Source organism: Ammonicoccus luteus, assembly GCF_050880385.1.
Classification (GTDB): domain Bacteria; phylum Actinomycetota; class Actinomycetes; order Propionibacteriales; family Propionibacteriaceae; genus Enemella.
This window is the reverse complement of record NZ_JBNZCI010000002.1, coordinates 214156-239095: the sequence shown is the minus strand read 5'-3', so window position 1 is coordinate 239095 and position 24940 is coordinate 214156. Positions and strand designations below refer to the sequence as shown.

Here is a 24940-nt window from a genome sequence, read left to right as displayed (position 1 = left end):
GAGAACAGCGATGAACGCACAGGTCCCACCGGCAGTGGATCCCATGGACAGGACGCGATTCCCGCTCGATGAGTGGCGGCTGATCGAGACCGACTACGACGAGAACGACCTCGGCACCACGGAAACGTTGTTCGCCGTGGGCAACGGTTACATCGGCATGCGGGGCAACCCGGAGGAGGGCCGGCCGGCGTACGCCCACGGCACCTTCGTCAACGGCTTCCACGAGACGTGGCCCATCCGCCATGCGGAGGACGCCCACGGGTTCGCTCGCATCGGGCAGACGATCGTCAATGTGCCCGACGCGAAAGTGCTCAAGATCTATGTCGACGACGAGCCGTTGTTGCTGCCGCTCGCCGATCTGGACGCCTATGAACGGACGCTCGACTTCAAACAGGGCGTGTTGCGCCGCCGGATCATCTGGCGCACCTCGGCCGGCAAGCGGGTGCAGATCAACACCACACGATTGGTCTCGTTCACCCAACGCCATCTGGCGATCATGACCGTGACGATCACGATGCTGTCCGGTGAGGCGCCGATCGTGGTGTCATCCCAGGTCGTCAACCGGCAGGACGGCCGCGACGACTATTCGGTGATGACCAAGACCGCCGAGGGCAGCGACCCGCGCCGGGCGGAGGCGGTGGAGCGCCGGATCCTGGAACCGCAATCGCAGTGGTGCGGCGACGGCCGGCTGATGCTGACCTATCGGTGTGCGGACTCGCGGATGACCTTGGCGGTCGGTGCCGATCACACGATGATCACCGACAACTCCTACACCGAGACGAGCTCGGCGGAAGCCGACCACGCCAAGCACGTCTACAAGATCAACGCCCAGCCGGGCGTGCCGATTCACATCGAGAAGCTCGTCGCCTATCACACGTCTCGCGGGGCGCCCGTCCGGGAACTCGCCGACCGCTGCCAGCGGACCCTCGACCGGGCACGGGAAGTCGGGGTCGAGGCCATCCACGACGATCAGATCGCCTGGCTGGAGCGCTTCTGGGACGAGTGCGACGTCGAGATCCCGGGTCAGTCCGCGGTCCAGCAGGCCGTCCGGTGGAACCTGTTCCAGCTTGCCCAGGCCGCCGCCCGGGCCGAGGGACAGGGCATCGCGGCGAAGGGGGTCACCGGTTCCGGCTATTCCGGGCACTACTTCTGGGACACGGAGATCTATGTGATCCCGTTCCTGACCTACACGATGCCACAGGCGGCCCGCTGCGCCCTGCGCTTCCGCTACACGATGCTCGACGCCGCCCGGAAGCGGGCGACGGAGATGGCGGCGCTCGGGGCGCTGTTCCCGTGGCGGACGATCAACGGCGAGGAAGCATCCGCCTACTACGCCGCGGGCACGGCGCAATATCACATCGATGCCGATATCGCGTACGCCCTGATGAAGTATGTGCGGGCCGCCGACGATCAGGACTTCCTCCACCACGAGGGGGCGGACATCCTCGTGGAGACCGCTCGGTTCTGGGCCGACCTGGGCTTCTGGCGGAACAACGGTGGGGACGAGTTCCACATCCACTCGGTGACGGGACCGGACGAATACACCACCGTCGTGAACGACAACCTGTTCACCAACATCATGGCGCGCGACAACCTCGCGACGGCCGCCCAGACCGTGCGTGAGCTGAAGGAGAAGCAGCCGGAGGTGTACGCGCGGATGGCCACTCGGCTCGACTTCGACTGCGCGGAGGTCGAGGAGTGGGAGCGGTGCGCCGCCGCGATGTTCATCCCCTATGACGAACGCATCAAGGTCCACCCGCAGGACACTCACTTCCTGGATCGGGAGGTGTGGGACCTCGCGAAGACACCGCCGGAGAAGCGGCCGCTGATGCTGCACTATCACCCGCTCGTGCTCTATCGGTTCCAGGTGCTCAAGCAGGCCGATGTCGTGGTGGCCATGTTCCTCCAGGGCGATGACTTCACGCTCGAAGAAAAGCGTGCGAATTTCGAGTACTACGACCCGATCACCACCGGCGACTCCACGCTTTCGGCGGTCGTCCAGTCGATCGTGGCGGCGGAAACCGGCTATCCGGAGCTCGCTCTCCGGTATTTCTATTCCGGTCTTTTCGTCGACCTCGATGACAGGCACCGCAACACCGCCGACGGGGTGCATGTCGCCTCGACGGGTGGTGTGTGGTCGGCGCTGGCCTATGGCTTCGGTGGGATGCGCGATCACGACGGGCACATCACATTCGATCCGCGTCTGCCCAAGAGCTGGTCGGAGCTCAAGTTCCGCATCCGCCTCCGCGACTCCCGGCTGCATGTCCGGGTCACCCCGGGGCAGCTTCGGTTGGAGGTCGTGAGCGGCGCGGCGGTGACCGTCGGTGTCCGGGGCGAGCAGGTCACGGTTGTCCCGGGGGAACCCGTGGAGGTCGCGGTGGTGCGGGGCGCGGACGAGGAGGCCGAGGACGAACGTCGGACGCTGCCCATGGTGGGTGGCCGCCGGGCCGATGGCTCCGTGATCACGGCCAGCGTCCCCCGCTCGCGGGAAGGCTGACCGGGCGACTACGGTGGGGGTGTCGACACGCCGCCGAGCATGGTGGAGATCAGGAGGCTTGATGTCCAAGAAGAAGGAAACCAATCCCGCCCAGCCGTTGCTGGACACCAGCTTGAAGGCGCTTTATGCAGCCGCAGGTCTGACCGATGTGCTCACGGAGCGGTTCAAGGAGTACGCGGAGTCGTACCAGGAGGAGGCCCGCAACCGTCGCGCCAAGACGCTCGAGCAGATCAACCAGGCCACCGAACGTGCGCAGGAGCAGTTCACCAACGCGACGAAGCAGGCGCAGGAGATGATGCGCCAGACGCAGGAGATGGCGCTCAGCGCCCCGACCATGGCGCGCAACCTGCCGGAGCAGGTTCAGGAGCAGCTCGAGGAGTTGCTGAAGGACCTCAACCTCACGTTCGAGGAAATGGTCCGACGGGGCGAGGCGCGTCTCGCGGCGTTCCGCCACGGTGCGGCCGACGCCGTGCGCGAGACCGCGGAGACCGTTGAGGACGCCGTGAGCGAAGCTGCCGACGATGCGGCCGATGCCGCGAAGTCCGCGGCGGACAAGCTCGACCCCGAGGGCGCACCCGCACCCGACGACAGCACGTCCGCGGTCAGCCCCGAGGCGGTTGCTTCGGCGCAGGGTGAGACCGTCGACAATGCCGCCGCGGATGCCTCGGACGCGACGAAGGCGCAGGCCGAGTCGTCCGAGGCAGCGCTCGAGGATTCGAAGCCCGCTGCGAAGAAGGCGCCTGCCAAGAAGGCTGCGAAGAAGGCCCCGGCAAAGAAGGCGTCGACCGCCAAGAAGACGGCGTCGGCTCCCGATGTGGAGGACACCGTCGATCAGTGACAAAGAATGACGAAGGGGCGGGATCCGATCGGATCCCGCCCCTTCGTCATGTCCTCACCAATAGACGACCACGCGGTCGCCCACCCGGACCTGGGTGTCATACAGCCACTGGATGCCGGCGTAGTCGCGGATGTTCACACACCCACCGGAGGCTCCGGAATAGCCGCGCGCGGCGAAGTCGGCCGAATAGTGCACGGCCTGTCCGCCCGAGAAGTACATCGAGAACGGCATCGGGACGTTGTAGATGTAGGACCACTCGTTGCGCACCTTGCGGAACACGGTGAACGAGCCTTCGCGGGTCGGCGTGGCGGTGGAGCCGAACCGTGCGTCGAATTCACGGATCACCTGGCCGTCGATCATCCACCGGAGCTTGCGGTCGGACTTGGAGATGCACAGGACGCGACCGGTGCGGCAACGGGCGTCCACGGACGGGCCCGGACGCACGATGCTGAAGCGACCGTTCACGAGGCTGATGCGGCCCCGCTCGAAGTCCTGGGTCCAGCCGCCGTCGACCGGGGTCTCGTCGCCGATCGGAGCGCCGAGGGTGCCGCCCTCGTAGCCCTGGCGCGCGTACTCCCCGAGAATCGCACCGCGCACTCCGAACGCTCCGGTGGTTGCCTTCCAGATGATGATGCCGTTCTGGAACCGGTTGACCCGCGCTCCACCACGGCCGGCGAACTCGCTGGTGGTCGGCAGTCCCATGACGCCGCCCTCCCAGCCGAGGCTGGCGTACGCGGCCCCGATCGAGCCATACACCGCATGGGCGCCGGTGCTGGGGGACCAGATGATCTGGCCGTTCTCGTAGTTCTGGACACGCGCACCGCGGGCGCCGGTGAACTCCGGTGTCCGCGGCAGGCCGAGCACACCGCGCTCGAATCCGTGGGCCCGATAGGTCGAGAAGATCGCGCCATAGACCGGGTTCGCGCCCGTAGCAGGGGTCCACAGGATCACGCCGCGCTGGAAGTTGACCGCGCGGGCGCCGCGACCGGCGGTGAATTCGCTGCTGGTCGGGAGGCCGAGCACCCCGGATTCGGCCCCGAGCGCGCGATAGGTCGCGAGAATCGCGCCATAGACGGCCCGCGCTCCGGTCGAGGGGCTCCACACGATGATGCCGTTCTCGAACCGGGTGATCCGCGAACCGGCAACCCCGCCGGCTTCCTCGCTGGACGTCGGCCGGCCCAGGACGCCACCCTCCCAACCCAGCGAGCCATAGGTCGCATAGATCGCGCCATAGACCGCGTAGGCACGGTTGGTCTCGTTGTTCATGATGATGACGCCGCCCGCGAAGCGGACGACCGTCGTGTTGTTCTGTCCCGGGAATTCGACGCTCAGCGCCTCACCCAGCACACCCCGGTGCGCCTGATAGACAGCCTCGATCGGGGCACGATAGGTGGCAGCGGGCGCGGGGGCCTCCGCGACCTCGGGCTCTTCGGCGACCGTGGGCTCCTCCGCGACTCTGGCCCGCTGCTGCGGCGCCGGCTCCTCGGTCGGTGCCGACTCGGTCGCTGCCGGCTCGGTCGGCGCGGGCTCCGTCTGCTCGGCCCCGGCCGTCGGCTGTGGCTCGCCGGTCGACGCTTGCGAGGTCGGGGTGGGCGAAGCCGTCGCTGTGACCGTCGCGTTCGGTTCGGGGTCGGGGGTCGGTGCGGCGTTCGCCAGCCCCGGCGTTGCCAGGAGCAGTGCCGTGATCGCGCCCGCGACAGTGGCCTTGAGGGGGATTGTCATCTCGGTTCCTTGCTCGGTGTCAGTGGCAACATTCGCCTAACACAAGGAGTCCGGTCACCATGTCTCAGTTCCAACGTTATTGAACCGTGACGCCCAATGCCCCGACCGCGGCGCTCAGCCCTGTTTGGCCCGGTTCCGGGTCTTGCTGCGGTCGTTCGCCGAGAGCTGGACCTTGCGGATGCGCACGGCGACAGGGGTGACTTCGAGGCACTCGTCCTCCCGGCAGAACTCGAGCGCCTGTTCCATGTTGAGCAGCCGTGGGGGGATGAGCCGTTCGAGTTCCTCACCGGTGGAGGACCGGACGTTCGAGAGCTTCTTCTCCTTGGTCGGGTTCACGTCCATGTCGTCCGGGCGCGAGTTCTCGCCCACGATCATGCCCTCGTAGACCTCGGCGCCCGGGCCCACGAACATGGAACCGCGTTCCTGGAGGTTGAACAGGGCGTACGACGTCACGACGCCGGAGCGGTCCGCCACCAGGGAACCGGTCGGGCGGGTCCGCAACTCGCCCACCCACGGCTCGTAACGTTCGAAGACGTGATGCATCAGACCGGTGCCACGGGTCTCGGTCAGGAACTCAGTCCGGAAGCCGATCAGCCCGCGGGCAGGCACGATGTATTCCATCCGGACCCAGCCCGTCCCGTGGTTCACCATCTGCTCCAGCCGGGACTTGCGCGTCCCCATCATCTGGGTGACGGTGCCGACGAACTCCTCGGGAATGTCGATCGTGAGCCGCTCGACCGGCTCCTGCAGCTTGCCGTCGATCTCCTTCGTGACCACCTGCGGCTTGCCGACCGTGAGCTCGAAGGACTCGCGGCGCATCATCTCGACCAGGATCGCCAGCTGCAGCTCGCCGCGGCCCTGGACCTCCCAGGTGTCGGGCCGCTCGGTCTGGTGCACGCGGAGGGACACGTTGCCGATGAGTTCGTTGTCCAGGCGTGCCTTCACCAGGCGAGCGGTGAGATTCTTGCCGGCCTTGCCCGCCATCGGTGAGGTGTTGATGCCGATCGTCATCGAGATCGACGGCTCGTCGACGGTGATCAATGGCAGGGGCTTGGGGTTCTCCGGGTCGGACAGCGTCTCACCGATGGTGATCTCGGGGATGCCCGCTATGGCGACGATGTCACCCGGCCCGGCCGACTCGGCGGGTTTCCGCTCGAGCGCCTCGGTCATGAGCAGCTCCGAGAGCTTCACGGTCTGGACCGTGCCGTCCGCCCGGCACCAGGCCACGCTCTGGCCGCGGCGCAGTTCGCCCGCGACGATGCGGCAGAGCGCCAGCCGGCCCAGATAGGGCGAGGCATCCAGGTTCGTCACGTGGGCCTGGAGGGGGGCGCCCTCCTCGTACGCAGGCGCGGGGATCGTCTCCATCAGGGTCTCGAACAGCGGCTCGAGGTCCGGTGAATCCGGCAGTTCTCCGCCTGCCGGCTTGTTCAGTGAGGCTCGGCCGGCCTTGCCGGAGGCGTACACCACCGGGAAATCGAGCACCGAGTCATCGAACGTGTCGTCGAGGAGATCCATGAAGAGGTCGTAGGTCTCCTCGACCACCTCGTCGATCCGCGCATCCGGTCGGTCGACCTTGTTGACCACGAGGATGAGCGGCAGCTTCTTCTGCAGCGCTTTGCGGAGCACGAACCGGGTCTGGGGCAGCGGGCCCTCCGACGCGTCCACGAGCAGGATGACGCCGTCCACCATCTCCAGACCGCGTTCGACCTCACCGCCGAAGTCGGCGTGGCCCGGGGTGTCGATGATGTTGATGGTCACCGGCTGTCCGCCGATCACGTGCTGGACCGCCGTGTTCTTGGCGAGGATCGTGATGCCCTTCTCGCGCTCCAGGTCCATGGAGTCCATGACACGGTTATCGACCGCGGACCCTTCCCGGAATGCGCCGGACTGCCACAGCATGGCATCGACGAGGGTGGTCTTGCCGTGATCGACGTGGGCGACGATGGCGACATTCCGCAGGTCCGAACGGACGGGCATAGGCGTTTCTTCCTGTTGGACGACGTGCGGAGTCTAGGGCGAATTCTGCGATCTTCTAGGATTGACCGAACAGACAGGACGGGAGCGTGGGCTCGATGAGCAGCGATCGACCGGAACAGGATCCCCAGGAGTGGCCGACCTACCCGGGCATGCCCAGCGGGCAGGGACCGCGTCCCGGGCAGCCGCAGCGACCATATGCGAACCCGGACCCGCAAGCGGATGAGGCATTTCAGGCCTATCAGGACTATGCGCGCACGCGGCCGGACCAGCAGCATCAGCAGATGCAGCCGCAGGCGCCCTATCAACAACGGCCGACGGGTCAGGGTTCGACCTGGATGCAGAACAAGTGGACCTGGATCATCGCCGGCATCATCGGTGTGTTCATAATCACAGGCTTGGCCCAGGGCGACTTTCCCTTCCTCCCGGTGATCTTCGCGATCGTCATCTGGCAGGTCCTGCGGCACCGACGCCGCTGAGATCTCCGGCCCCGCGACTGACCGGGGGCCTAGTCTCGGGGTGTGCGAATAGCAGTTGTGGGATTGGGCTATGTCGGCATGGCGAGTGCTGTCCTCCTCGCCCAGCGACATGAAGTGGTGGCCGTCGACATCGACGCGGAGCGGGCGGCGGCGGTCCAGGCGCGGCGGTCACCGATCGCGGATCCGGACATCGAGGCCTATCTGGCGACGATGGACCTCAACCTGACGGCGACGACGGACTTGGTCGAGGCGCTGCCGGGCACGGATTTCGTGGTCATCTCGACACCCACCGACTATGACGCCGACACCCAGTTCTTCAACACCGCCAGCGTGGAGGCGGTGCTCACGACGATCGCCGAGCACGGTCCGCATGCGGTCGCGGTGGTCAAGTCGACGATCCCGGTGGGGTTCACCGACCGCGTACGCAAGCAGTTCCCGCAGCTCACGATTCTCTTCTCGCCCGAGTTCCTGCGTGAGGGCCGGGCGCTGCACGACAACCTGCACCCGTCGCGGATCATCGTCGCGGACCCGGGTGAGGCGGCCGAGACGTTCGCCGGGCTGCTCGCGGAGGCCTCCCTCGATGCCGAGACCCCCGTCGTGTTCACCGGTGCCGCCGAGGCGGAGGCGATCAAGCTGTTCGCCAACACCTATCTGGCGATGCGGGTGGCGTACTTCAACGAGCTCGACACCTACGCCGCCACCCACGGTCTCGATACCCGGCAGATCATCACCGGCGTGGGCCTTGATCCCCGGATCGGCGACTTCTACAACAACCCATCCTTCGGCTATGGCGGCTATTGCCTGCCGAAGGACACCAAGCAGTTGTTGGCGAACTATCGCAACGTCCCGCAGACGCTGATCCAGGCGATCGTCGACTCGAACACCACCCGCAAGGACTTCATCGCGTTCGACGTGATCGCGAAGGAACCCCGGGTCGTCGGCATCTATCGGCTCGCCATGAAGGCGGGCTCGGACAACTTCCGGGCCTCGTCGATCCAGGGGATCATGAAGCGGATCAAGGCCAAGGGCATCCCGGTCGTGCTGTTCGAGCCCCTGTTGGAGGTCGACCAGTTCTACAACTCCGAGGTCGTGCGGGACTTCGAGGAGTTCAAGTCGCGGTGTGATGTCATTCTCGCCAACCGGATGACCGAGGAGTTGGCCGACGTGGCGGACAAGGTGTACACGAGGGATCTCTATGGCCAGGACTGATGCGAGCGCCGCGGACCTCCCCGCGGACGAGTTCCGGGTCCTGCACACGCTGCGGTGCATTGGTGCCTCCTCCGCCGGTCGCATCGCCGACCGGGCACGGCTGTCCGAAGGTGAGGCCGAGTCGGTCCTGATCGACCTCGGCGCCCGGGGCCTGGTCACGAAGTCCAGCGGCCCGTTCGGCGGCTGGAGCATCACCCCCGCCGGCCGGAGCGCCGACGATGCCGCGGTGACCGCGGAGCTGGCGGCAACCGGCTGCCGGGCCGGTGTGGAGGCCGCGTTCGGTCGGTTCAGCGGTCTCAACGAGGTCGCGCTCGAAGCTTGCACCGACTTCCAGATGCGGATGGTCGACGGGGTGCGGCGGGTCAACGACCACACCGACCGGCGCCATGACACGCGGGTGCTGCGTCAGCTCGCCTCCGTCGAACGCCGTGGTCAGGAGGTCTGCAATGACCTCGAGGCGGTCCTGGACAGGTTCGAAGGCTATGGCGACCGGCTTTCGGACGCGATGCAGCGCGCGCTGGCAGGGGAGTGGGAGTTCGTCGTGGACCACCCGGACTCCTTCCACAACGTGTGGTTCCAGCTCCATGAGGACCTGCTCGTGACCCTGGGCCGACCGCGGCACTGACGCGGACGCGACGCCCGGCAGACCGCGCGTACTCTTGAGCGCGTGTCCCAGTGGTTCACCGACTCCTTCCGCGCCGAATTCGACCGGCAGTCCGATCTGCTCGGGCGGTTCAACCTGGCCCTGTTCGGCAAGACGGGGGTGGGCAAGTCAACCCTCGTGAACGCCATCTTCGGGGAGAACGTCGCGGCCACCGGCATCGGTGAACCGGTCACCAAGGGCAGTCATCTCTATCTCGACCGTCGGGGGCGGCTCGGCATCGTCGATACCCAGGGCCTGGAGGTCGGGCGCGACGACAAGGTGCTGCTGCAGGACCTCGACAAGATGGTCAAGGAGATGCGCAAAAAGCCGCTCCCGGACCAGGTTCACGTGGCGTGGTATTGCGTGCGGGGTCTCGATCGCCGCTTCGAGGAGGCCGAGGCGGAGTTCATCCGCCGGATCGACGACCTCGGACTGCCGGTGATCTGCGTGTTCACCCAGGTCCCGAAGCGCGGGGAGCAATATCACCCCGACGCGGTTGCCCTGGCCCGGCACGTGGAGTCACTCGACCTGCCGATCGTCGGCGGCCGTCCGTTCATGACCAACGCACTGAGGGATCAGTTCTCTGATCAGCCGGAGCACGGCTTGATCGACCTCATGAGGGCGACGTTTCACGTTGCACCCGAGGCTGTCCACGGAGCCCTCGCCGCCGCGCAGAAGGTCGATCTTGCCGCGAAGGCCAAAGAAGCGAACAAGGCGATAGCCACTGCGGCGACCGGTGCCGCGGCTGCGGCGGCCACTCCGATCCCCTTCTCCGACGCCGCGATGCTCGTGCCGATCCAGTTGTCGATGATGGCGCGCATCGCGCACCTCTATGGCATCCGTTTCGACCGCGCGGCGATGATGGCGGTGGCGTCCACGTCGGCCGCCACCGTCGGCGGTCGCGCGCTGTTCACCAACCTGCTCAAGCTGATCCCGGGCGCGGGAACGGTTGCGGGCGGAGTGGTGTCGGCGGGGGTCGCCACCAGCTTCACCTTCGCGATGGGCCAGGCCTGGCTCGCGGTGTGCCAGAAGGCCGCTGCCGGCAAGCTGCGCACGCTCGACGGCGCTCTGGACTCACAAGCCGTCCAGGATCTCTTCCAGCAGGAATTCCGCCGGCGGATGCCGACGGTGCGTCGCCAGGGCTGAGCGGGCTCAGCATTCGGCGACGAGCCACGCCTTCGCCATGGCGCCGGACTCATAGACGAGCACCCTGGCCGAGCCGATGATGCCGCGGTTGACGTCGCGGGGGAACATCCGGATCTCGCCGTCATAGCAGCGTTCCATGAGCAGCCGGGCGCGCGTCATGTGGGAGCGCTGGGAGATGACGGTCACCGACTGCCAGCCACGCTCGCGGGCTATTCGGCCCAGGTTGCGCGCCTCGCCCCGGGTGCTCTCGGGGTGGGGTGCCACACAGATCACGTTGAGGGCGGGGTCGCCACAGACGCTGCCATAGGGATCCGCCTGGAGTTCGTCATCGGGGACCGACACGAGCAGCGGCTTGCCGGGCGGGAGCCACTGCTCGACCCTGTTCACGGCACCGACCCCGCCGCCGGAGTGGAGGGTGTAGTAGGCGTCCGTGTCCGCCCACGCGTCCACCTCGGGATAGTGGAACGCCTTGATCGCGACCACCGCCCAGGCCGTCACCGCGACCAGGGCGAGAACAGCCAGTGCCTTGACGATCCCCCGAGCCACAGTGATCAGCACCCCGGCGTGAGCCACGCCTTGACCATGGCGGCGGACTCATAGACGAGCACCCTGGCCGAGCCGATGACACCGCGCTCGACGTCGCGGGGGAGCATCCGGATCTCGCCGTCATAGCAGCGTTCCATGAGCAGCCGGGCGCGCGTCATGTGGGAGCGCTGGGAGATGACGGTCACCGACTGCCAGCCACGCTCGCGCGCCACCCGGCCCAGGTTTCGCGCCTCCCCCCGGGTGTTGACGGGGTCCGGCGTGACGCACGTGGCGTTGAAGTCCGGGTGGGTGCAGATCACGCGATAGCGCGACCTCAGCACCGGGTCGTCGGGGACCGACACCAGCAGGGGCCGGTCCCACGGGAACCAGTCCTGGATGTGGTTGAGTGCGTCGACGCCGCCGCCGGAGTGCAGGACGTAGTAGGCATCCGTTTTCTGCAACGGGTCCACGCGGGGATAGTGGAACGCACTGACGGCCACGAACGCCCAGGCGGAGACGGCAACCACCGCCAGGACGACACCTGTTTTGACGATTCCCCGAGCCACAGGCTGAGTTTAGGCGGCCTCGGCAAGGGAGTACGCTGGCCGCCCACCGCCTCCCGTGAAGGTCACCACATGCTCGATCGTCTGTTCGACCTCGACCCCTGGGCACTGCGGCATCGGGGTCTGTCCACAGAACACACGGGGGTCCTGGAATCCCTGCTGGCACTCGGCAACGGTGCGCTCGGAATCCGCGGCAGCCTGGACGAGGGCGACCCGGGGCATGCGCGGGGCACGTTCATCGCCGGGGTCCACGAGGAGCATCCCTTGTCCTATCCGGAGGACGGCTATGGGAATCCGGACACCGGGCAGGCCATCATCCCGGTGGCCGACGGCAGCCTGATCCGGGCGCTCGTCGACGGCTCACCGCTGCGACTTGGCCGCGGGTGTCTGGACCACTCCCGCACGCTGGATCTGCGGGCGGGCACGCTCCAGCGGGAAACGAAGTGGCGCACCAGGTCCGGCGGGACCGTGAGCCTGACCAGCACCCGGCTCGTGGCCCTCGACCGACCGGGTGTCGCGGCCATCCGCTATCGGCTGGCGGCCGGGGACAAGCCGGCGCGGGTCGTGCTCCGCTCGGAGCTCGTGGTGAACGGGACCGACTCCGAGGTCGACAACGACGACCCACGGGTCGGCGATCGTCTGGGCAAGCCGTTCGAGGCGCACATCGACCGTGTCACCGACTGCGGTGGGCTCCTCGTGCACCGCACCCGCAACTCGGCCATCACCGTCGCCGCGTCGGTGCACCATGAGGTGAGCGACAACGCGACGTGCCTCGTCGAACACAGCGATGATCTCGTCGCCGTCGACATCGTGGCCGACCTCGAGCCGGGGGAGTCGGTCGAGGTGATCAAGTTTCTGGGGTACGCGTGGCTCGCCTGTGCTCCCGGCGAGCAGATGGCTGCGGTCTCCGCAGCGACCCTGGCCGATGCGCGCGAGCGCGGATGGGATGGTCTGGTCGCGGATCAGCGCGCTGCTCTGGACGGTTTCTGGGAGCACGCGCTCGTGGAGATCGAAGGGGATCCCGAGCTCGAACAAGCACTCCGCTTCGACCTCTTCCAGCTGCTCCAGGCGTCCGCGATGATCGACGACGCGCCCATGGGCGCCAAGGGGCTCACGGGCTCCGGTTATGCGGGCCACACGTTCTGGGACATCGAGGGCTTCGTGCTGCCCGCGCTCAGCTGTCTTCGGCCGGATGCGGCCGACCGGCTGCTCGCCTGGCGCGCCGGAACGCTGCCCCAGGCGCGCGGGCGGGCCGAGATCCTCGGCCTGGACGGTGCCGCGTTCGCCTGGCGCACGATCAACGGCCACGAGGCCTCCGGCTATTGGCCGGCGAGCTCGGCCGCCCAACATCTCAACGCCGCGATCGCCCGAGCGATTGTCCTGCACGCCCACATCACTGGCCGGGACCTGCACGGCGCCGGGCTGACCGTGCTGTTCGAGACCGCGCGGGCGTGGGCGGGCATGGGGCACTACGACCATCAGGGACGCTGGCATCTGTTCGGGATGACGGGGCCGGACGAATACACGGGCGTCGTGGATGACAACACGTTCACCAACCTGATGGCCGCCCAACACCTGCGCTGGGCCGTCACGGCCGCCACCACCGTGCCCGAGGCCGCGGAGGCGTCCGCGGTCACCGAGGACGAAACGGCCGCCTGGGCCCAAGCCGCCCGATCGGTCTATGTGCCCTGGGACGAGGTGCGGCGAGTGCACCCGGCCTGTGAGAACTTCACCACCTTTGGTGAGTGGGACTTCGAGAACGGGCCACACGTCAACGTCCAGGGGCAGGCGCACTACGCGAAGATCTATCGCCGGCAGGTCGTCAAACAGGCCGACCTGGTCCAGGCGCTCTGGTGGTGCGAGGACGCGTTCACCGACGAGGAGATCGCGCGGGACTTCGATTACTACGAGCGCCGGACGGTCCGGGACTCGTCCCTGTCCGCGGGTGTTCAGGGCGTGGTCGCGGCGCGGACGGGGCACCTGGACCTTGCGTACTCCTATCTCCGCACCGCCGCCCTCGTCGACCTGCGTGACATCCAGGGCGACACCGACCAGGGGCTGCACCTCGCTTCGCTGGCCGGCGCGTGGCACACGCTCGTCGCGGGACTCGGCGGCATGCGCGAGGGCGCCGAGGTCCTCACGATTGCTCCGCGCTTGCCGGAGCGCCTCAGCAGGATCATGTTCCGGCTGTGCTGGCAGGGTCGCGTGATCTCGATCGACATCGGGCGGGCGGCCACCACCGTGACGCTGATGGACGGTCGACCGGTCGAGATCGTGATTGACGGCGAGTCCTGCACCCTGGGTGACAAAGGTCTGGTCAGGCCCTTGCGCCAGCCCGAGCCGCTGCTCGACCCACCGGTGCAACCGCCCGGCCGGTCCCCGTCCATCTGAGGGGGCCGACGACCTTACCGGTTTCGGCACGGGCCGCGGCCCCCGGGTGGAAGACTGCAGCACACCCCGACGTGTGAGGATGAGGTCATGGAGCAGCGCAAGATCGGAATCACGGAACTGGCCCTGCGAGACGCCCACCAGAGCTTGATGGCGACACGCATGGCCCTGGAGGACATGGTTGACGCCTGCGCAGACATCGATGCCGCGGGCTATTGGAGCGTGGAGTGCTGGGGCGGTGCGACGTTCGACGCCTGCATCCGCTTCCTCAACGAGGACCCTTGGGAACGGCTGCGGACCTTCCGCAAGCTGATGCCCAACTCGCGGCTGCAGATGCTGCTGCGCGGACAGAACCTGCTCGGCTACCGCCACTATGAGGACACTGTCGTCGAGAAATTCGTGGAGAAATCGGCAGAGAACGGCATGGACGTGTTCCGGGTGTTCGACGCCCTGAACGATCCGCGGAACCTCGCACACCCGATGCAGGCGGTGAAGAAGGTCGGGAAGCACGCGCAGGGGACGATCTGCTATACCGTGTCCCCCCTCCACACCACCGAGGGTTATGTGAAGCTGGCCGGGCAATTGCTCGACATGGGGGCGGACTCGATCGCGCTGAAGGACATGGCGGCGTTGCTGAAGCCGCAGCCTGCGTACGACATTGTCAAGGCCATCAAGGACACCTATGGCTCCGAGACCCAGATCAACGTGCACTGCCACGCCACCACCGGGGTCACGCAGGTGTCGCTCATGAAGGCGATCGAGGCCGGCGCCGACGTGGTGGACACCGCGATCTCGTCGATGTCCATGGGCCCGGGACACAACCCCACCGAGTCGGTGATCGAGATGCTCGAGGGGACCGGTTATGTCACGGATGTCGACGAGGACCGGCTGATCCGGATCCGGGATCACTTCGCCAAGATCACACCCAAATACAAGCAGTTCATGTCGGCGATCACGACGGTCGACACCGAGATCTTCAAGTCCCAGATCCCCGGCGGCATGATCTCGAACATGGAGTCCCAGCTCAAGGCGCAGGGTGCCGGCGACCGCATCAAGGAAGTGATGGAGGAGGTGCCGCGCGTGCGCGAGGACGCAGGCTATCCGCCGCTCGTCACCCCGTCGTCCCAGATCGTCGGCACCCAGGCGGTGTTCAACGTGCTGATGGGCCGATACAAGGTCCTGACCGGCGAGTTCGCCGATCTCATGCTCGGCTTCTATGGCGAATGCATGGGGGAGCGCAACGCGGAGGTGATCGAGATCGCTCGGACCCAGACCAAGAAGGAACCGATCTCGGTCCGTCCGGCCGACACGCTCGAGCCAGAGTGGGACGCGCTGACCGCGCAGGGCCATGCCATCGAAGGCAACAACGGCTCGGAGGAGGACGTGCTCACCAACGCGATGTTCCCCGGTGTCGCACCGGGATTCTTCAAGGCGCGCCCCGAGGGACCGAAGAACGTCGGGCGCACGCAGGATCAGATCGACGCCGAGGCCGCTGCCGCGTCCGGTGCGTCGAAGGCGTTGCGCGAACCGATCCGCTACAAGGTGACGGTGGGCGACCGCACCTCGACCGTGGCCGTCGAGCCGGCCTGAGGTGACGTTAGATGACTCAACTGCCCAGCATGTCCCAACGGCTCCAGGACCTGGCTGACGCGCGGGAACGCGTCGCGGCCGGTGGCGGAGAAAAGCGCATCGCCCGCCAGCACGACCAGGGGAAGATGACCGCCCGGGAGCGGATCGACGCGTTCTGTGACCCCGGCTCGTTCACCGAGGTCGGAATGTTCGTCAAACACCGCACCACCCATTTCGGGATGGACACGGCCGAGGTCCCGGCCGACGGGGTGGTCACCGGGTCGGGTGCCGTCCTCGGGCGCCCCGTGCACATCGCCTCGCAGGACTTCACCGTCATGGGCGGATCGGCCGGGGAGGCGCAACTCAACAAGGCCGTCGCGATGATGAAGGCCGCGATCACGACCGGCAGTCCGTTCGTGTTCATCAACGACTCGGGCGGCGCCCGGGTCCAAGAAGGCATCGACTCGCTGTCGGGCTATGGTCGCGTGTTCTACAACAACGTCCTGCTCTCGGGCGTGGTCCCGCAGATCTCGATCATCGCCGGTCCCTGCGCCGGCGGCGCGGTTTATTCGCCGGCGCTGACGGACTTCATCATCCAGACCCGCCAGGCGCACATGTTCATCACCGGCCCCGGGGTGATCTCCCAGGTGACCGGCGAGCAGGTGAGCCAGGAGGAGTTGGGCGGCGCCGACGCCCACATGGCCAAGTCGGGTGTGGTGCACTTCGTCGCTGACGACGATGCGCATGCGCTGTTGATCGCCAAGAAGTTGCTGAGCTTCCTGCCCCAGAACAACTCGGAGGATCCGCCCATCGTCCAGCCGGACGACGTGGTGGAGCCCAACGCGGCGCTGCGGGACATCGTGCCCGTCGAGGGCCGCAAGGGCTATGACGTGCGCGATGTGATCACGACGATCGTGGACCATGGCGATTTCCTGGAGGTCCAGGAAGGCTATGCCCAGAACATCGTCGTCGGCTTCGCCCGGGTCACCGGTCGCACCGTCGGTGTGATCGCGAACCAGCCGCAGGTGATGTCCGGTGTTCTCGACATCAACTCCTCGGACAAGGGTTCGACGTTCATCCGGTTCTGCAACGCGTTCAACATTCCGTTGCTGACCTTGGTGGATGTGCCGGGCTTCCTGCCGGGTGTCGCTCAGGAGCACGGCGGCATCATCCGGCACGGCGCCAAGATGCTGTACGCCTATTCCGCAGCCACCGTGCCCAAGATCACCATCGTCCTCCGCAAGGCGTATGGCGGTGCCTATCTGGCGATGTGTTCCCGGGATCTCGGTGCCGACACCGTCTTGGCGTGGCCCACGGCGGAGATCGCCGTGATGGGCGCGGAGGGTGCCGTCAACGTGGTCTTCCGTCGGGAGATCGAGGCGGCCGAGGACCAGACGGCCAAGCGGGAGGAGATGGTGGAGCTCTATCGCGAGACGTTCTCCACCCCGTTCATGGCAGCATCCCGCGGGCTGGTCGACGACATCATCGATCCGGCCGACACCCGTCGCGAGGTGGCGATGGCCCTGGAGATCCTGGTCTCGAAGCGCGACCTGCGGCCCGCCAAGAAGCACGGCCTCGGGCCGGCCTGAGTCGAGGAGACAGTCATGACCGAACCCACACTCGCCGAGGTCGCCGACCTGCTCCGTTCCATGACGGACCGGCTCGACGCGATCGAACACCGATTGACCGAGCTCGAGGCGCGCACGGAGATTCCCGAGGACGTCGTGTTGGCGATCTCGGCTGCCGTCGCCGCCTATCTCGGGCACCGCGCCAAGGTGCGGGCCATCCACTTCTCCCGTCCCGGGTCGTGGGCGCAGCAGGGCCGTCAGGCCGTGCAGAGCCGCGCCGTGTCCCCCATCCGCTGAATCGGAGCACGCAGATGAAGTTGAAAGTCACCGTCAACGGCACCCCGTACACCGTCGAGGTCGATGTCGAGCCGGAGGAGCAGCCCGGTCTGGGCTCGCTGCTGACGACCGGCGTACGCCATCCCGGCCCGACCCCGACCGCTCCCACGTCCGCCTCGGTGAAGGGCGCATCGAAGAATGCCGTCGTCGCGCCGCTGGCCGGTTCGGTTGCCCAAGTGCTGGTCAAGGCGGGCGACAAGATCGACGCCGACCAAGTGCTTGTGGTGCTGGAGGCCATGAAGATGGAGACGGAGATCACGGCTCCGCAGGCGGGCATGGTCAGCGTCGTCCACGTCGAGCCCGGTCAGGCCGTCCAAGGCGGACAAGCCCTCGTCGAACTGGAGTGACTGACGGCCGCGCGGTCAGTGCTGCTGGTTCCGCAAGGATTCCCAGGTGGCCGCGCGGTTGTCCTGATTGGCGAGCTCACCGAGCAGGTCGAGTTGTCGGCTGAGTTCGGCAACCACTGACCTCATCTGGTCGTGGGTGAGTTTGGCGTAGGTCCGCACATAGTCGAGGGAATCGACCTTGGCCGCCATCGCCACCATCTCCTCGGCTTCTTCCTTGGCCGAGGCAACCAAGTTGTCCGCCATCTCCTGGGCGCGGGTGAGCACGACGGTGGCCTGCATGTTCTGGGCGCTGATGTCACGGTTGTTGTTGCGGCCGAGGGTCGCGGAGAGCTTCTCGATCTCTGCGCGGGCTTCCTGTTCCTGCAGCAAGGCTTCCTTGGCGCGTGTCTGCGCTTCGTCGAGACGGCGCTGGAGTTCCTTGTTCTCCGCCACCGACTCGGCCCAGGCCTCCGACACCTCCGCGAGGAAGTCGGACACCTCTTCGCGGGAGAACCCTCGCTGCCGTGTCGAGAACTCTGCGTGGCGGATGGACCGCGGGGTGAGGCCTCCGCTGCCTGCTGAACCGGACATCTGGTGCTCCTGTCAGTCCACTAGTCGGCTGTGACCGTGGTTGGCTCGCTTTTCTGCACTGCTGACACTTCGAATTCGATGGTGATCTTTTCAGACACAAGCACCCCTCCAGTATCAAGGGGGACATTCCATTCCAATCCGAAATCGCGGCGATCGAGGCGGCGGCCGCCCTCGAAGCCCGCTCTGGTCACTTTCGCCACCGGGTCGCCGCTGACACCGGTGAAATCGACCGGGACCGTGATGCGCTTCGTCACGTCCCGAATGGTCAGGTCGCCGGTCACCGTGAACGCGTCATCGTCGATCTCCTCGATCGCGGTGCTCCGGAACACGATCTCGGGCCACTGGGCGACGTTGAAGAAGTCCTCGCTGCGCAGGTGGGTGTCGCGCTGGTCGTTGGACGTGTCCAGGCTCGCAACCCGGATGCGGACCTCGACGGACGAGGCCTCGACGTTCTCGGGGTCCGCCTCGATCGTCACCGAGAAGTCGGTGAATTTGCCGCGAACTTTGGTGACCATGGCATGGCGGGCGATGAACTCGAAGGAGGAATGGGCGGGATCCGCCTCCCAGGTTCCCCGCAGCGAGGAATCGTAATCCGTCATCCGTTGCCTCCCCGATGCGCTTAGCAGTCTGTGTCGATCAAGCTAACACGTTGCTCAGGGCCGACTCCCGGGTAGCGCCCGGTGTGGCGGTCGGTTCGAAGCGGATTATTCCGCGCGTCTGACACACTGGCGGCGTGAACGCCACCGACGTCCTCGCCGTGATCACCGAGACGGCCGCCGGCCTCGGCCTGCCTTGGGAACGCGCGGACCGCATCGTCACGGTGACCCTGCCCGGAACGCGAAAGCTCCGGACCGACTGCGCTCTTGTGGTGGGAGACCATGCGGTCGAGATCCGGGCGTTCGTGGTGCGGCACCCCGACGAGAACCACGAAGGCGTCTATCGCTGGCTGCTGGAGCACAACCTGAAGACGTACGCCGTGGCGTTCAGTGTCGATCGTCACGGAGACATCTATCTCACAGGTCGGGTGGCGCTCGCGGCCATCACGCCCGCAGAGGTCGACCGGATTCTCGGCGCGGTTGCCGAGACTGCGGATGACAGCTTCAACACACTGCTCGAGCTGGGGTTCGCGTCGTCGATCCGCAAGGAGTGGGAGTGGCGGCTTTCCCGGGGCGAGTCGACGGCCAACCTTGAGGCTTTCCGCCACCTCGCCCCGGACCGGCAGACCCGGGAAGGGCCTGTCAGCTGACGCGGTGGATCTTGTGCTGCGCGGGCTGGGATCGGGGGCGCACGACCATCCGGTCGATGTTCACATGCGCTGGTCGCTCGGCGATGAAGCGAATGCACTCAGCGAGATCCTCGGCGACCAAGGGGTCGACGACGCCCGCGTACACCTTGTCCGCGCGCTCCGCGTCTCCAGCGAAGCGCACCAGTGAGAAGTCCGTGTGGACCATGCCCGGCACAACCTCGCAGACCCGGACCGGGCGGTCGAACAACTCCAGGCGCATGGACTGGACGATCGCGCGCTCGGCAGCTTTGACCCCGCAGTAGCCCGCCCCACCCTCATAACCGCCGTCCGCGGCCACCGACGTGACGAAAACGACGGAGCCCTCCGCGGCCTCGACCGCGGGCAGCAGCGCCTTGGTGACGCGGGCCGCGCCGAGGACGTTGGAGTCGTACATCGCCTGCCACTTCGCGAGGTCCGCCTCGCCGACCGGCTCCAGCCCCAGCGCGCCGCCTGCGTTGTTGACCAGGACATCGCAACGGTTCCCGACCGCTTCGGCCAGTGCGGCGACGGACTCGTCGGAGGTCACGTCGCAGGTCACTGCGACGCCCCCGATCTCGGTGGCGAGCGGTTCGATCCGGTCGGTGCGCCGGGCCGCGCAGAACACGCGGAACCCGGCGGCCGCGAGGGAGCGGGCGGTGGCCTCGCCGATGCCGCCACTGGCACCGGTGACAACAGCAATTCTTGGATTCTCCATGCCCACGATTCTGCCAGCGTGGACTCGATAGGCTCAGGGCATGACCGCCAAGTTGATCCTGCTCCGCCACGGCGAGAGCGAATGGAATGCGAAGAACCTGTTCACTGGCTGGGTGGACGTCGACGTCAACGAGAAGGGCCGCGGCGAAGCCGTGCGCGCCGGCGAGTTGCTCAAGTCCGAGGATTTGCTGCCCGAAGTGCTGCACACCTCTCTGCTGCGGCGCGCCATCAACACCGCCAACATCGCGCTCGACGGCTGCGACCGGCACTGGATTCCCGTGCGTCGTTCCTGGCGGTTGAACGAACGGCACTACGGCAAGCTCCAGGGCCTGAACAAGACCGAGATCCGGGATCAATACGGTGAGGATCAGTTCATGGAGTGGCGCCGTTCCTACGACACCCCGCCGCCCGTGCTCGATCGAGACAACGAGTGGAGCCAGTTCAACGATGCTCGGTATGCGGACATTCCCGAGGCCGAGCGCCCCCAGACGGAGTGCCTCAAGGACGTTGTCGTCCGCATGCTGCCCTATTGGGAAGAGTCGATCGTTCCGGATCTCGAGGCCGGCAAGCTCGTGCTCGTGGCCGCACACGGCAACTCGCTGCGCGCCATGGTCAAGCATTTGGACGGGATCTCCGACGAAGCCATCGCCGGCCTGAACATCCCGACGGGCATCCCGCTCTATTACGAGCTCGACGAGAACCTGAAGCCCGTGACGCCGGGCGGTCGCTATCTCGACCCGGAGGCTGCGAAGGCCTCGATCGAGGCGGTCAAGAACCAGGGCAAGAAATAGCCCGCGGCCACCGGCGAGGTCAGGCCTGGGTCCACGTGTCCACGTTGCCGATCTCGCCGGTGACCACATAGATCAGCCGGCGCCCCATCGACACCGCATGGTCGGCGATCCGTTCGTAATAGCGGCCCAGCAGCGCCACGTCCACAGCCGCCTCGACCCCATAGGGCCAGCTCCCGTCCAGCAGGATCCGGAACTGGCTGCGGCGCAGGTCGTCCATTTCCTCGTCGATCTCGGCGAGTTCCCGGGCCAAGGCGACGTTGCGGGTCCGGAGGGTCTTGCCCGCGCGCTCCACCATCTCCTCGGCCACCTCGGCCATCCTCGTGAAGTTGCCCTCCAACGACCGGGGGAGCGCCTTCTCGGGATAACGCATGCGCGCGATCTTGGCGACATGGGCGGCGAGATCGCCCATGCGGCCCATCTCCGTCACCATCCGCAGCGCCGCCACCACCGTCCGGAGTTCGCCGGCCACCGGGGCTTGGAGTGCCAGCAGGTCGAAGCACCGCATCTCGATGTCCGCGTGGGCGTCATCGATCCGGGCGTCCTCGGAGATCACCTGCTCGGCCAACTGGAAATCGGCATGCAGCAATGCCGCGGTCGCGTGTCGCACCGCAGCACAAATCATTTGGGACATCTCGACCAGGTCCGCGACCACGGCATCGAGTTGCTCCCGGTATGAATCACGCACGTTCTGGAAAATCCGTTCCTTCACCGGATGGCTGCTTTCTCCACGATAGGCCACAGGACAACGCCCCCAAACCAACCGTGGCGCCGATCCCGGCGGGTGAACACCGAGTGAATAATTGGCGAACCATTGAGTCGGGCGGTCCATGTGTTCGTTTGCCAGGGTTCCGCCGCAATTCGCCGTCCTAGGATGCAGACATGACTTGGTTCTGGATCGGCCTCGCGGGCGTGGTGCTCGGTGTCGGTCTGGGCGCCCTGTTGTGGCGGCGTACGCCCAAGGAACCGGTCCCCGAACCCCAGCCCGCGGAGGAGCCGGACGAGGACGAGGTGCCGCTCGGCATGTCCGAAGTCATCAACGTGCTCCGGTCGTCGGCCGTGGTGCTCGACTCGAGCGATCAGGTGCTGCAGTCGACCAGTCAGGCCCGCGCCTTCGGACTCGTTCGCGGCGCCAGGATCGTGGTGCCGATGGTTCTCGATCTGGTGCGCCAAGTCCGGGCCGATGGTCAGATCCGCACGACCGAACTCGAGTTGCGGCGGGGCCGAGTGTCGCCGTCGTTGTACCTGTCCGCGCGCGTCGCGAAAGTCGGTGACCTGGTGCTCATCCTCGCGGAGGACCGCACGGCTGCCCGTCGAGTCGAGGAGACCCGTCGGGATTTCGTCGCCAACGTGAGCCACGAGCTCAAGACGCCCATCGGTGCTATCGCACTCCTCGCCGAAGCGGTTGAGGAGGCGGCGGACGACCCGGACGCGGTCCTCATCTTCGCCAATCGCATGGGCCGGGAGGCGCATCGGCTGTCCGAACTCGTGAAACAGATCATCGAGTTGTCCCGGTTGCAGTCCGACGATCCGTTGATGACCGCGAACGTCTCGGAGATCGACGACGTCCTCGCGGAGGCGGTCGACCGGTGCCGGGCCCGCGCGCAGGCGCGCTCGGTCAGCCTGACGGTCGCGGGCGAGCACGACCTGCGGGTGCTCGGCGACAGTGAACAGTTGACGACTGCGGTCGCCAACCTGGTCGAGAACGCGGTCATCTATTCCGAGGCGGGCCAGAAGGTCGTGGTCGGCGCGCGGCGGGCCTCCGAGGCGGAGGACAGCTTCGTCGAGCTGACGGTCACCGACAACGGGATCGGGATCAGCGCCAAGGAACTGCCCCGCATCTTCGAGCGGTTCTATCGGATCGACTATGCCCGCAGCAGGGACAACGGCGGGACCGGGCTCGGGCTCGCCATCGTGAAGCACATCGTCGCCGCGCATGGCGGCAGCGTCAGCGTGTGGTCCCACCTGGGCCACGGTTCGACGTTCACCATCCGGCTGCCGGAGCTCACCGCCAAGGATGATGCGCCGGCTGCCGGTCAGGAATTTGCGCAGGAGGAGATATCGGCATGACTCGAGTGTTGGTGGTGGAGGACGAGGAGTCCTACCGCGAGGCGTTGTCGTACATGCTTCGCAAGGAGGGGTTCGAGGTCGTGGAGGCCGCCGACGGCCAGGCGGGTCTGGCGGAATACGACCGCAACGGCGCCGACATCGTTCTCCTCGATCTGATGATGCCGGGACTGCCGGGGACCGAGGTGTGCCGGCAGTTGCGGCTGCGGGGCGGTGTCCCCGTGATCATGGTGACCGCCCGTGACTCCGAGGTGGACAAGGTGGTTGGGCTCGAGCTCGGCGCTGATGACTACGTCACCAAGCCGTTCTCCCACCGTGAGCTCGTCGCCCGCATCCGCGCCGTGTTGCGTCGTGGTCAGGATGTCGAGTTGGTGCCGGATGTGATCGAGAGCGGCGGCGTGCGCATGGACGTGGAACGCCACGCCGTGTCGGTCAACGGTGAAAACGTCCGGTTGGCGCTGAAGGAGTTCGAGTTGCTCGAGATGCTGCTCCGCAACGCGGGGCGCGTGATGACGCGCGGTCAGCTCATCGACCGGATCTGGGGCGCCGACTATGTCGGCGACACCAAGACCCTCGATGTGCACATGAAACGGTTGCGGTCCAAGATCGAGCCGGATCCGAGCAACCCTCGCTATCTGATCACGGTTCGGGGTTTGGGCTACAAGTTCGAGGGCTGAGCCCGGTCAGGACCGGACCGCGGGATGGACCGATCGCCATGTGAACGGTGGGTGAACAGCTAGGCTGAGGGCTCGTGACCGACGACATCACCGTATTCACCGGCAGTGCCCACCCGGAGTTCGCCGAAGAGATGTGCCAGATCCTCGGCGTTGATCTCTCGCCGACCCACATCACGCGCTTCAGCAACGACTGCCTGCAGGTGCAGCTTCGCGCTAACTGCCGACGCAAGGACGTCTATATCGTGCAGCCGCTCGTCCCGCCCGTGCAGGAGAACCTGGTCGAGTTGCTGCTCATGCTCGACGCGGCCCGGGGCGCATCGGCTGCGCATATCACGGCGGTCATCCCGCACTATTCGTACGCGAGGTCCGACAAGAAGGACGCCCCCCGGATCTCGATCGGCGGCAAGCTCGTCGCCGACATGCTCTCGGCGGCGGGCGCCACGCGTGTCATCACCATGACGTTGCACTCCGAGCAGGTGCACGGGTTCTTCAACGTGCCCGTCGACCATCTCACCGCTGTCCGCGAGTTGGCCGACCATTTCCGGGGCAAGGATCTGTCGAACACGGTCGTCGTGTCGCCCGACTTCGGCTATGCGAAGGTCGCGTCCCAGTTCGCGCGCATCCTGGATCTCGACGTCGCAGCGGGCTCGAAACGGCGCATGGCCGACGACAAGGTCGTGATCGACCGGATCGTCGGTGACGTCGAGGGCAAGAACGTCATCATCATCGATGACGAGATCGCGACCGCCGGCTCGATGATCGAGCTCATGGATCGGCTCCGCGAATACAAGGTCAAGGACATCTCCATCGCCTGCACCCACGGGCTCTTCACCGGCAAGGCGGTTGAGCGACTGAACGCACGGGACGACGTGAGCGAGATCGTGACCACGAGCACGGTGCCGCTCACGCCGGACCGGACCCCCGCGAAGCTCGAGACCCGCTCGGTCGCGCCCTTGTTCGCCGAAGCCGTGAAGCGACACAACTCGGGATCGTCGATCAGCTCGCTGTTCAGCGACGAGGTGACGATCGGCTGAACCTCTGCCTCAACACAGCGAA

At 66.6% G+C, this 24940-nt stretch carries 24 protein-coding genes; 16 read left to right on the top strand and 8 right to left on the bottom strand.

All coding sequences use genetic code 11. The features are described from left to right. The first annotated feature begins 10 nt into the window (after positions 1 to 10). Both ACQ260_RS06435 and ACQ260_RS06430 read left to right on the top strand, forming a co-directional pair. Entirely contained in the window at positions 11 to 2497 is a 2487-nt protein-coding gene (locus tag ACQ260_RS06435; RefSeq protein ID WP_432558592.1) for a glycoside hydrolase family 65 protein, read from the top strand. A 61-nt stretch (positions 2498 to 2558) separates the two neighbouring features. Then, positions 2559 to 3335, top strand: a complete 777-nt coding sequence (locus ACQ260_RS06430) for a hypothetical protein (protein WP_432558591.1) — start codon at positions 2559 to 2561, stop codon at positions 3333 to 3335. Positions 3336 to 3389: 54 nt separating this feature from the next. Here ACQ260_RS06430 and ACQ260_RS06425 read toward each other — a convergent pair whose 3' ends face one another. Together ACQ260_RS06425 and typA are read right to left on the bottom strand one after the other, a co-directional pair. Beyond that, positions 3390 to 5057, bottom strand: a complete 1668-nt coding sequence (locus tag ACQ260_RS06425; RefSeq protein ID WP_432558590.1) for a L,D-transpeptidase family protein — start codon at positions 5055 to 5057, stop codon at positions 3390 to 3392. 114 nt (positions 5058 to 5171) lie between these two features. Beyond that, positions 5172 to 7034, bottom strand: a complete 1863-nt coding sequence (gene typA / locus ACQ260_RS06420; protein WP_432558589.1) for a translational GTPase TypA — start codon at positions 7032 to 7034, stop codon at positions 5172 to 5174. Between the two features lie 95 nt (positions 7035 to 7129). On the opposite strand from typA, the gene ACQ260_RS06415 reads away from it, so the two are divergent. Genes ACQ260_RS06415 through ACQ260_RS06400 form a run of 4 tightly spaced genes read left to right on the top strand, consistent with a single transcriptional unit; the run spans position 7130 to position 10508 of the window. Next, positions 7130 to 7510 carry a hypothetical protein gene (locus ACQ260_RS06415; protein WP_432558588.1) on the top strand — a complete coding sequence of 127 codons (381 nt, stop codon included), beginning with the start codon at positions 7130 to 7132 and terminating at the stop codon, positions 7508 to 7510. Between the two features lie 42 nt (positions 7511 to 7552). Then, complete coding sequence (locus tag ACQ260_RS06410) at positions 7553 to 8719, top strand: nucleotide sugar dehydrogenase (protein ID WP_432558587.1); 1167 nt, start codon at positions 7553 to 7555, stop codon at positions 8717 to 8719. Beyond that, complete coding sequence (locus tag ACQ260_RS06405) at positions 8706 to 9344, top strand: hypothetical protein (RefSeq protein ID WP_432558586.1); 639 nt, start codon at positions 8706 to 8708, stop codon at positions 9342 to 9344. The genes ACQ260_RS06410 and ACQ260_RS06405 overlap by 14 nt, the downstream gene beginning before the upstream one ends. Before the next feature lie 42 nt (positions 9345 to 9386). Continuing rightward, positions 9387 to 10508 (top strand): DUF697 domain-containing protein, encoded by a 1122-nt coding sequence (locus tag ACQ260_RS06400; protein WP_432558585.1) that lies wholly within the window; start codon positions 9387 to 9389, stop codon positions 10506 to 10508. Positions 10509 to 10514: 6 nt separating this feature from the next. Here ACQ260_RS06400 and ACQ260_RS06395 read toward each other — a convergent pair whose 3' ends face one another. Together ACQ260_RS06395 and ACQ260_RS06390 are read right to left on the bottom strand one after the other, a co-directional pair. Further along, entirely contained in the window at positions 10515 to 11081 is a 567-nt protein-coding gene (locus ACQ260_RS06395; RefSeq protein WP_432558584.1) for a YdcF family protein, read from the bottom strand. Continuing rightward, positions 11060 to 11599, bottom strand: a complete 540-nt coding sequence (locus ACQ260_RS06390; protein WP_432558583.1) for a YdcF family protein — start codon at positions 11597 to 11599, stop codon at positions 11060 to 11062. The genes ACQ260_RS06395 and ACQ260_RS06390 overlap by 22 nt, the downstream gene beginning before the upstream one ends. A 69-nt stretch (positions 11600 to 11668) precedes the next feature. Between ACQ260_RS06390 and ACQ260_RS06385 the strand changes: the two genes are divergently transcribed. From ACQ260_RS06385 to ACQ260_RS06365, 5 genes are all read left to right on the top strand, one after another. Continuing rightward, a complete protein-coding gene (locus ACQ260_RS06385; RefSeq protein WP_432558582.1) occupies positions 11669 to 13987 on the top strand; it encodes a glycoside hydrolase family 65 protein in 2319 nt (772 codons plus the stop codon). An 87-nt stretch (positions 13988 to 14074) separates the two neighbouring features. After that, positions 14075 to 15574, top strand: a complete 1500-nt coding sequence (locus ACQ260_RS06380) for a methylmalonyl-CoA carboxytransferase subunit 5S (protein ID WP_432558581.1) — start codon at positions 14075 to 14077, stop codon at positions 15572 to 15574. Between the two features lie 11 nt (positions 15575 to 15585). Beyond that, a complete protein-coding gene (locus tag ACQ260_RS06375; protein WP_432558580.1) occupies positions 15586 to 17142 on the top strand; it encodes an acyl-CoA carboxylase subunit beta in 1557 nt (518 codons plus the stop codon). A gap of 15 nt (positions 17143 to 17157) precedes the next feature. Further along, positions 17158 to 17418, top strand: coding sequence for a hypothetical protein (locus tag ACQ260_RS06370; RefSeq protein WP_432558579.1), 261 nt, complete (start codon positions 17158 to 17160; stop codon positions 17416 to 17418). Positions 17419 to 17432: 14 nt separating this feature from the next. Beyond that, complete coding sequence (locus ACQ260_RS06365) at positions 17433 to 17804, top strand: biotin/lipoyl-containing protein (protein WP_432558578.1); 372 nt, start codon at positions 17433 to 17435, stop codon at positions 17802 to 17804. Between the two features lie 15 nt (positions 17805 to 17819). On the opposite strand, the gene ACQ260_RS06360 is transcribed toward ACQ260_RS06365, so the two are convergent. Together ACQ260_RS06360 and ACQ260_RS06355 are read right to left on the bottom strand one after the other, a co-directional pair. Continuing rightward, positions 17820 to 18374 (bottom strand): DivIVA domain-containing protein, encoded by a 555-nt coding sequence (locus ACQ260_RS06360; protein WP_432558577.1) that lies wholly within the window; start codon positions 18372 to 18374, stop codon positions 17820 to 17822. Between the two features lie 20 nt (positions 18375 to 18394). Continuing rightward, positions 18395 to 18973, bottom strand: coding sequence for a YceI family protein (locus ACQ260_RS06355; RefSeq protein ID WP_432558576.1), 579 nt, complete (start codon positions 18971 to 18973; stop codon positions 18395 to 18397). Positions 18974 to 19107: 134 nt separating this feature from the next. Here ACQ260_RS06355 and ACQ260_RS06350 point away from each other — a divergent pair, with 134 nt between their 5' ends. Beyond that, entirely contained in the window at positions 19108 to 19620 is a 513-nt protein-coding gene (locus ACQ260_RS06350; protein ID WP_432558575.1) for a type III secretion system chaperone family protein, read from the top strand. On the opposite strand, the gene ACQ260_RS06345 is transcribed toward ACQ260_RS06350, so the two are convergent. After that, positions 19613 to 20353, bottom strand: a complete 741-nt coding sequence (locus ACQ260_RS06345) for an SDR family NAD(P)-dependent oxidoreductase (RefSeq protein ID WP_432558574.1) — start codon at positions 20351 to 20353, stop codon at positions 19613 to 19615. The two genes, ACQ260_RS06350 and ACQ260_RS06345, sit on opposite strands and share 8 nt — an antisense overlap. A gap of 40 nt (positions 20354 to 20393) precedes the next feature. Between ACQ260_RS06345 and ACQ260_RS06340 the strand changes: the two genes are divergently transcribed. Beyond that, a complete protein-coding gene (locus tag ACQ260_RS06340) occupies positions 20394 to 21143 on the top strand; it encodes a phosphoglyceromutase (RefSeq protein ID WP_432558573.1) in 750 nt (249 codons plus the stop codon). A gap of 19 nt (positions 21144 to 21162) precedes the next feature. Here ACQ260_RS06340 and phoU read toward each other — a convergent pair whose 3' ends face one another. Next, on the bottom strand, positions 21163 to 21828 hold the full coding sequence (gene phoU, locus ACQ260_RS06335; protein WP_432558572.1) for a phosphate signaling complex protein PhoU: 666 nt from the start codon (positions 21826 to 21828) through the stop codon (positions 21163 to 21165). A gap of 194 nt (positions 21829 to 22022) precedes the next feature. On the opposite strand from phoU, the gene ACQ260_RS06330 reads away from it, so the two are divergent. The 3 genes from ACQ260_RS06330 to ACQ260_RS06320 all read left to right on the top strand — a co-directional run bounded on the left by ACQ260_RS06330 (position 22023) and on the right by ACQ260_RS06320 (position 24918). Next, positions 22023 to 23210, top strand: a complete 1188-nt coding sequence (locus tag ACQ260_RS06330) for an ATP-binding protein (RefSeq protein ID WP_432558571.1) — start codon at positions 22023 to 22025, stop codon at positions 23208 to 23210. Then, positions 23207 to 23884, top strand: a complete 678-nt coding sequence (locus ACQ260_RS06325) for a response regulator (protein ID WP_432558570.1) — start codon at positions 23207 to 23209, stop codon at positions 23882 to 23884. Before ACQ260_RS06330 ends, ACQ260_RS06325 begins: the two co-directional genes overlap by 4 nt. 74 nt (positions 23885 to 23958) lie before the next feature. Next, positions 23959 to 24918 carry a ribose-phosphate diphosphokinase gene (locus ACQ260_RS06320; RefSeq protein WP_432558569.1) on the top strand — a complete coding sequence of 320 codons (960 nt, stop codon included), beginning with the start codon at positions 23959 to 23961 and terminating at the stop codon, positions 24916 to 24918. Positions 24919 to 24940 lie beyond the last annotated feature (22 nt).

Bases quoted from the DNA above. Each gene is read 5' to 3' on its own strand.
- ACQ260_RS06435 (WP_432558592.1), top strand. From the start codon at position 11: ATGAACGCACAGGTCCCACCGGCAGTGGATCCCATGGACAGGACGCGA.
- ACQ260_RS06430 (WP_432558591.1), top strand. From the start codon at position 2,559: ATGTCCAAGAAGAAGGAAACCAATCCCGCCCAGCCGTTGCTGGACACC.
- ACQ260_RS06425 (WP_432558590.1), bottom strand. From the start codon at position 5,057: ATGACAATCCCCCTCAAGGCCACTGTCGCGGGCGCGATCACGGCACTG.
- typA (WP_432558589.1), bottom strand. From the start codon at position 7,034: ATGCCCGTCCGTTCGGACCTGCGGAATGTCGCCATCGTCGCCCACGTC.
- ACQ260_RS06415 (WP_432558588.1), top strand. From the start codon at position 7,130: ATGAGCAGCGATCGACCGGAACAGGATCCCCAGGAGTGGCCGACCTAC.
- ACQ260_RS06405 (WP_432558586.1), top strand. From the start codon at position 8,706: ATGGCCAGGACTGATGCGAGCGCCGCGGACCTCCCCGCGGACGAGTTC.
- ACQ260_RS06385 (WP_432558582.1), top strand. From the start codon at position 11,669: ATGCTCGATCGTCTGTTCGACCTCGACCCCTGGGCACTGCGGCATCGG.
- ACQ260_RS06380 (WP_432558581.1), top strand. From the start codon at position 14,075: ATGGAGCAGCGCAAGATCGGAATCACGGAACTGGCCCTGCGAGACGCC.
- ACQ260_RS06375 (WP_432558580.1), top strand. From the start codon at position 15,586: ATGACTCAACTGCCCAGCATGTCCCAACGGCTCCAGGACCTGGCTGAC.
- ACQ260_RS06370 (WP_432558579.1), top strand. From the start codon at position 17,158: ATGACCGAACCCACACTCGCCGAGGTCGCCGACCTGCTCCGTTCCATG.
- ACQ260_RS06365 (WP_432558578.1), top strand. From the start codon at position 17,433: ATGAAGTTGAAAGTCACCGTCAACGGCACCCCGTACACCGTCGAGGTC.
- ACQ260_RS06360 (WP_432558577.1), bottom strand. From the start codon at position 18,374: ATGTCCGGTTCAGCAGGCAGCGGAGGCCTCACCCCGCGGTCCATCCGC.
- ACQ260_RS06355 (WP_432558576.1), bottom strand. From the start codon at position 18,973: ATGACGGATTACGATTCCTCGCTGCGGGGAACCTGGGAGGCGGATCCC.
- ACQ260_RS06345 (WP_432558574.1), bottom strand. From the start codon at position 20,353: ATGGAGAATCCAAGAATTGCTGTTGTCACCGGTGCCAGTGGCGGCATC.
- ACQ260_RS06340 (WP_432558573.1), top strand. From the start codon at position 20,394: ATGACCGCCAAGTTGATCCTGCTCCGCCACGGCGAGAGCGAATGGAAT.
- ACQ260_RS06330 (WP_432558571.1), top strand. From the start codon at position 22,023: ATGACTTGGTTCTGGATCGGCCTCGCGGGCGTGGTGCTCGGTGTCGGT.
- ACQ260_RS06325 (WP_432558570.1), top strand. From the start codon at position 23,207: ATGACTCGAGTGTTGGTGGTGGAGGACGAGGAGTCCTACCGCGAGGCG.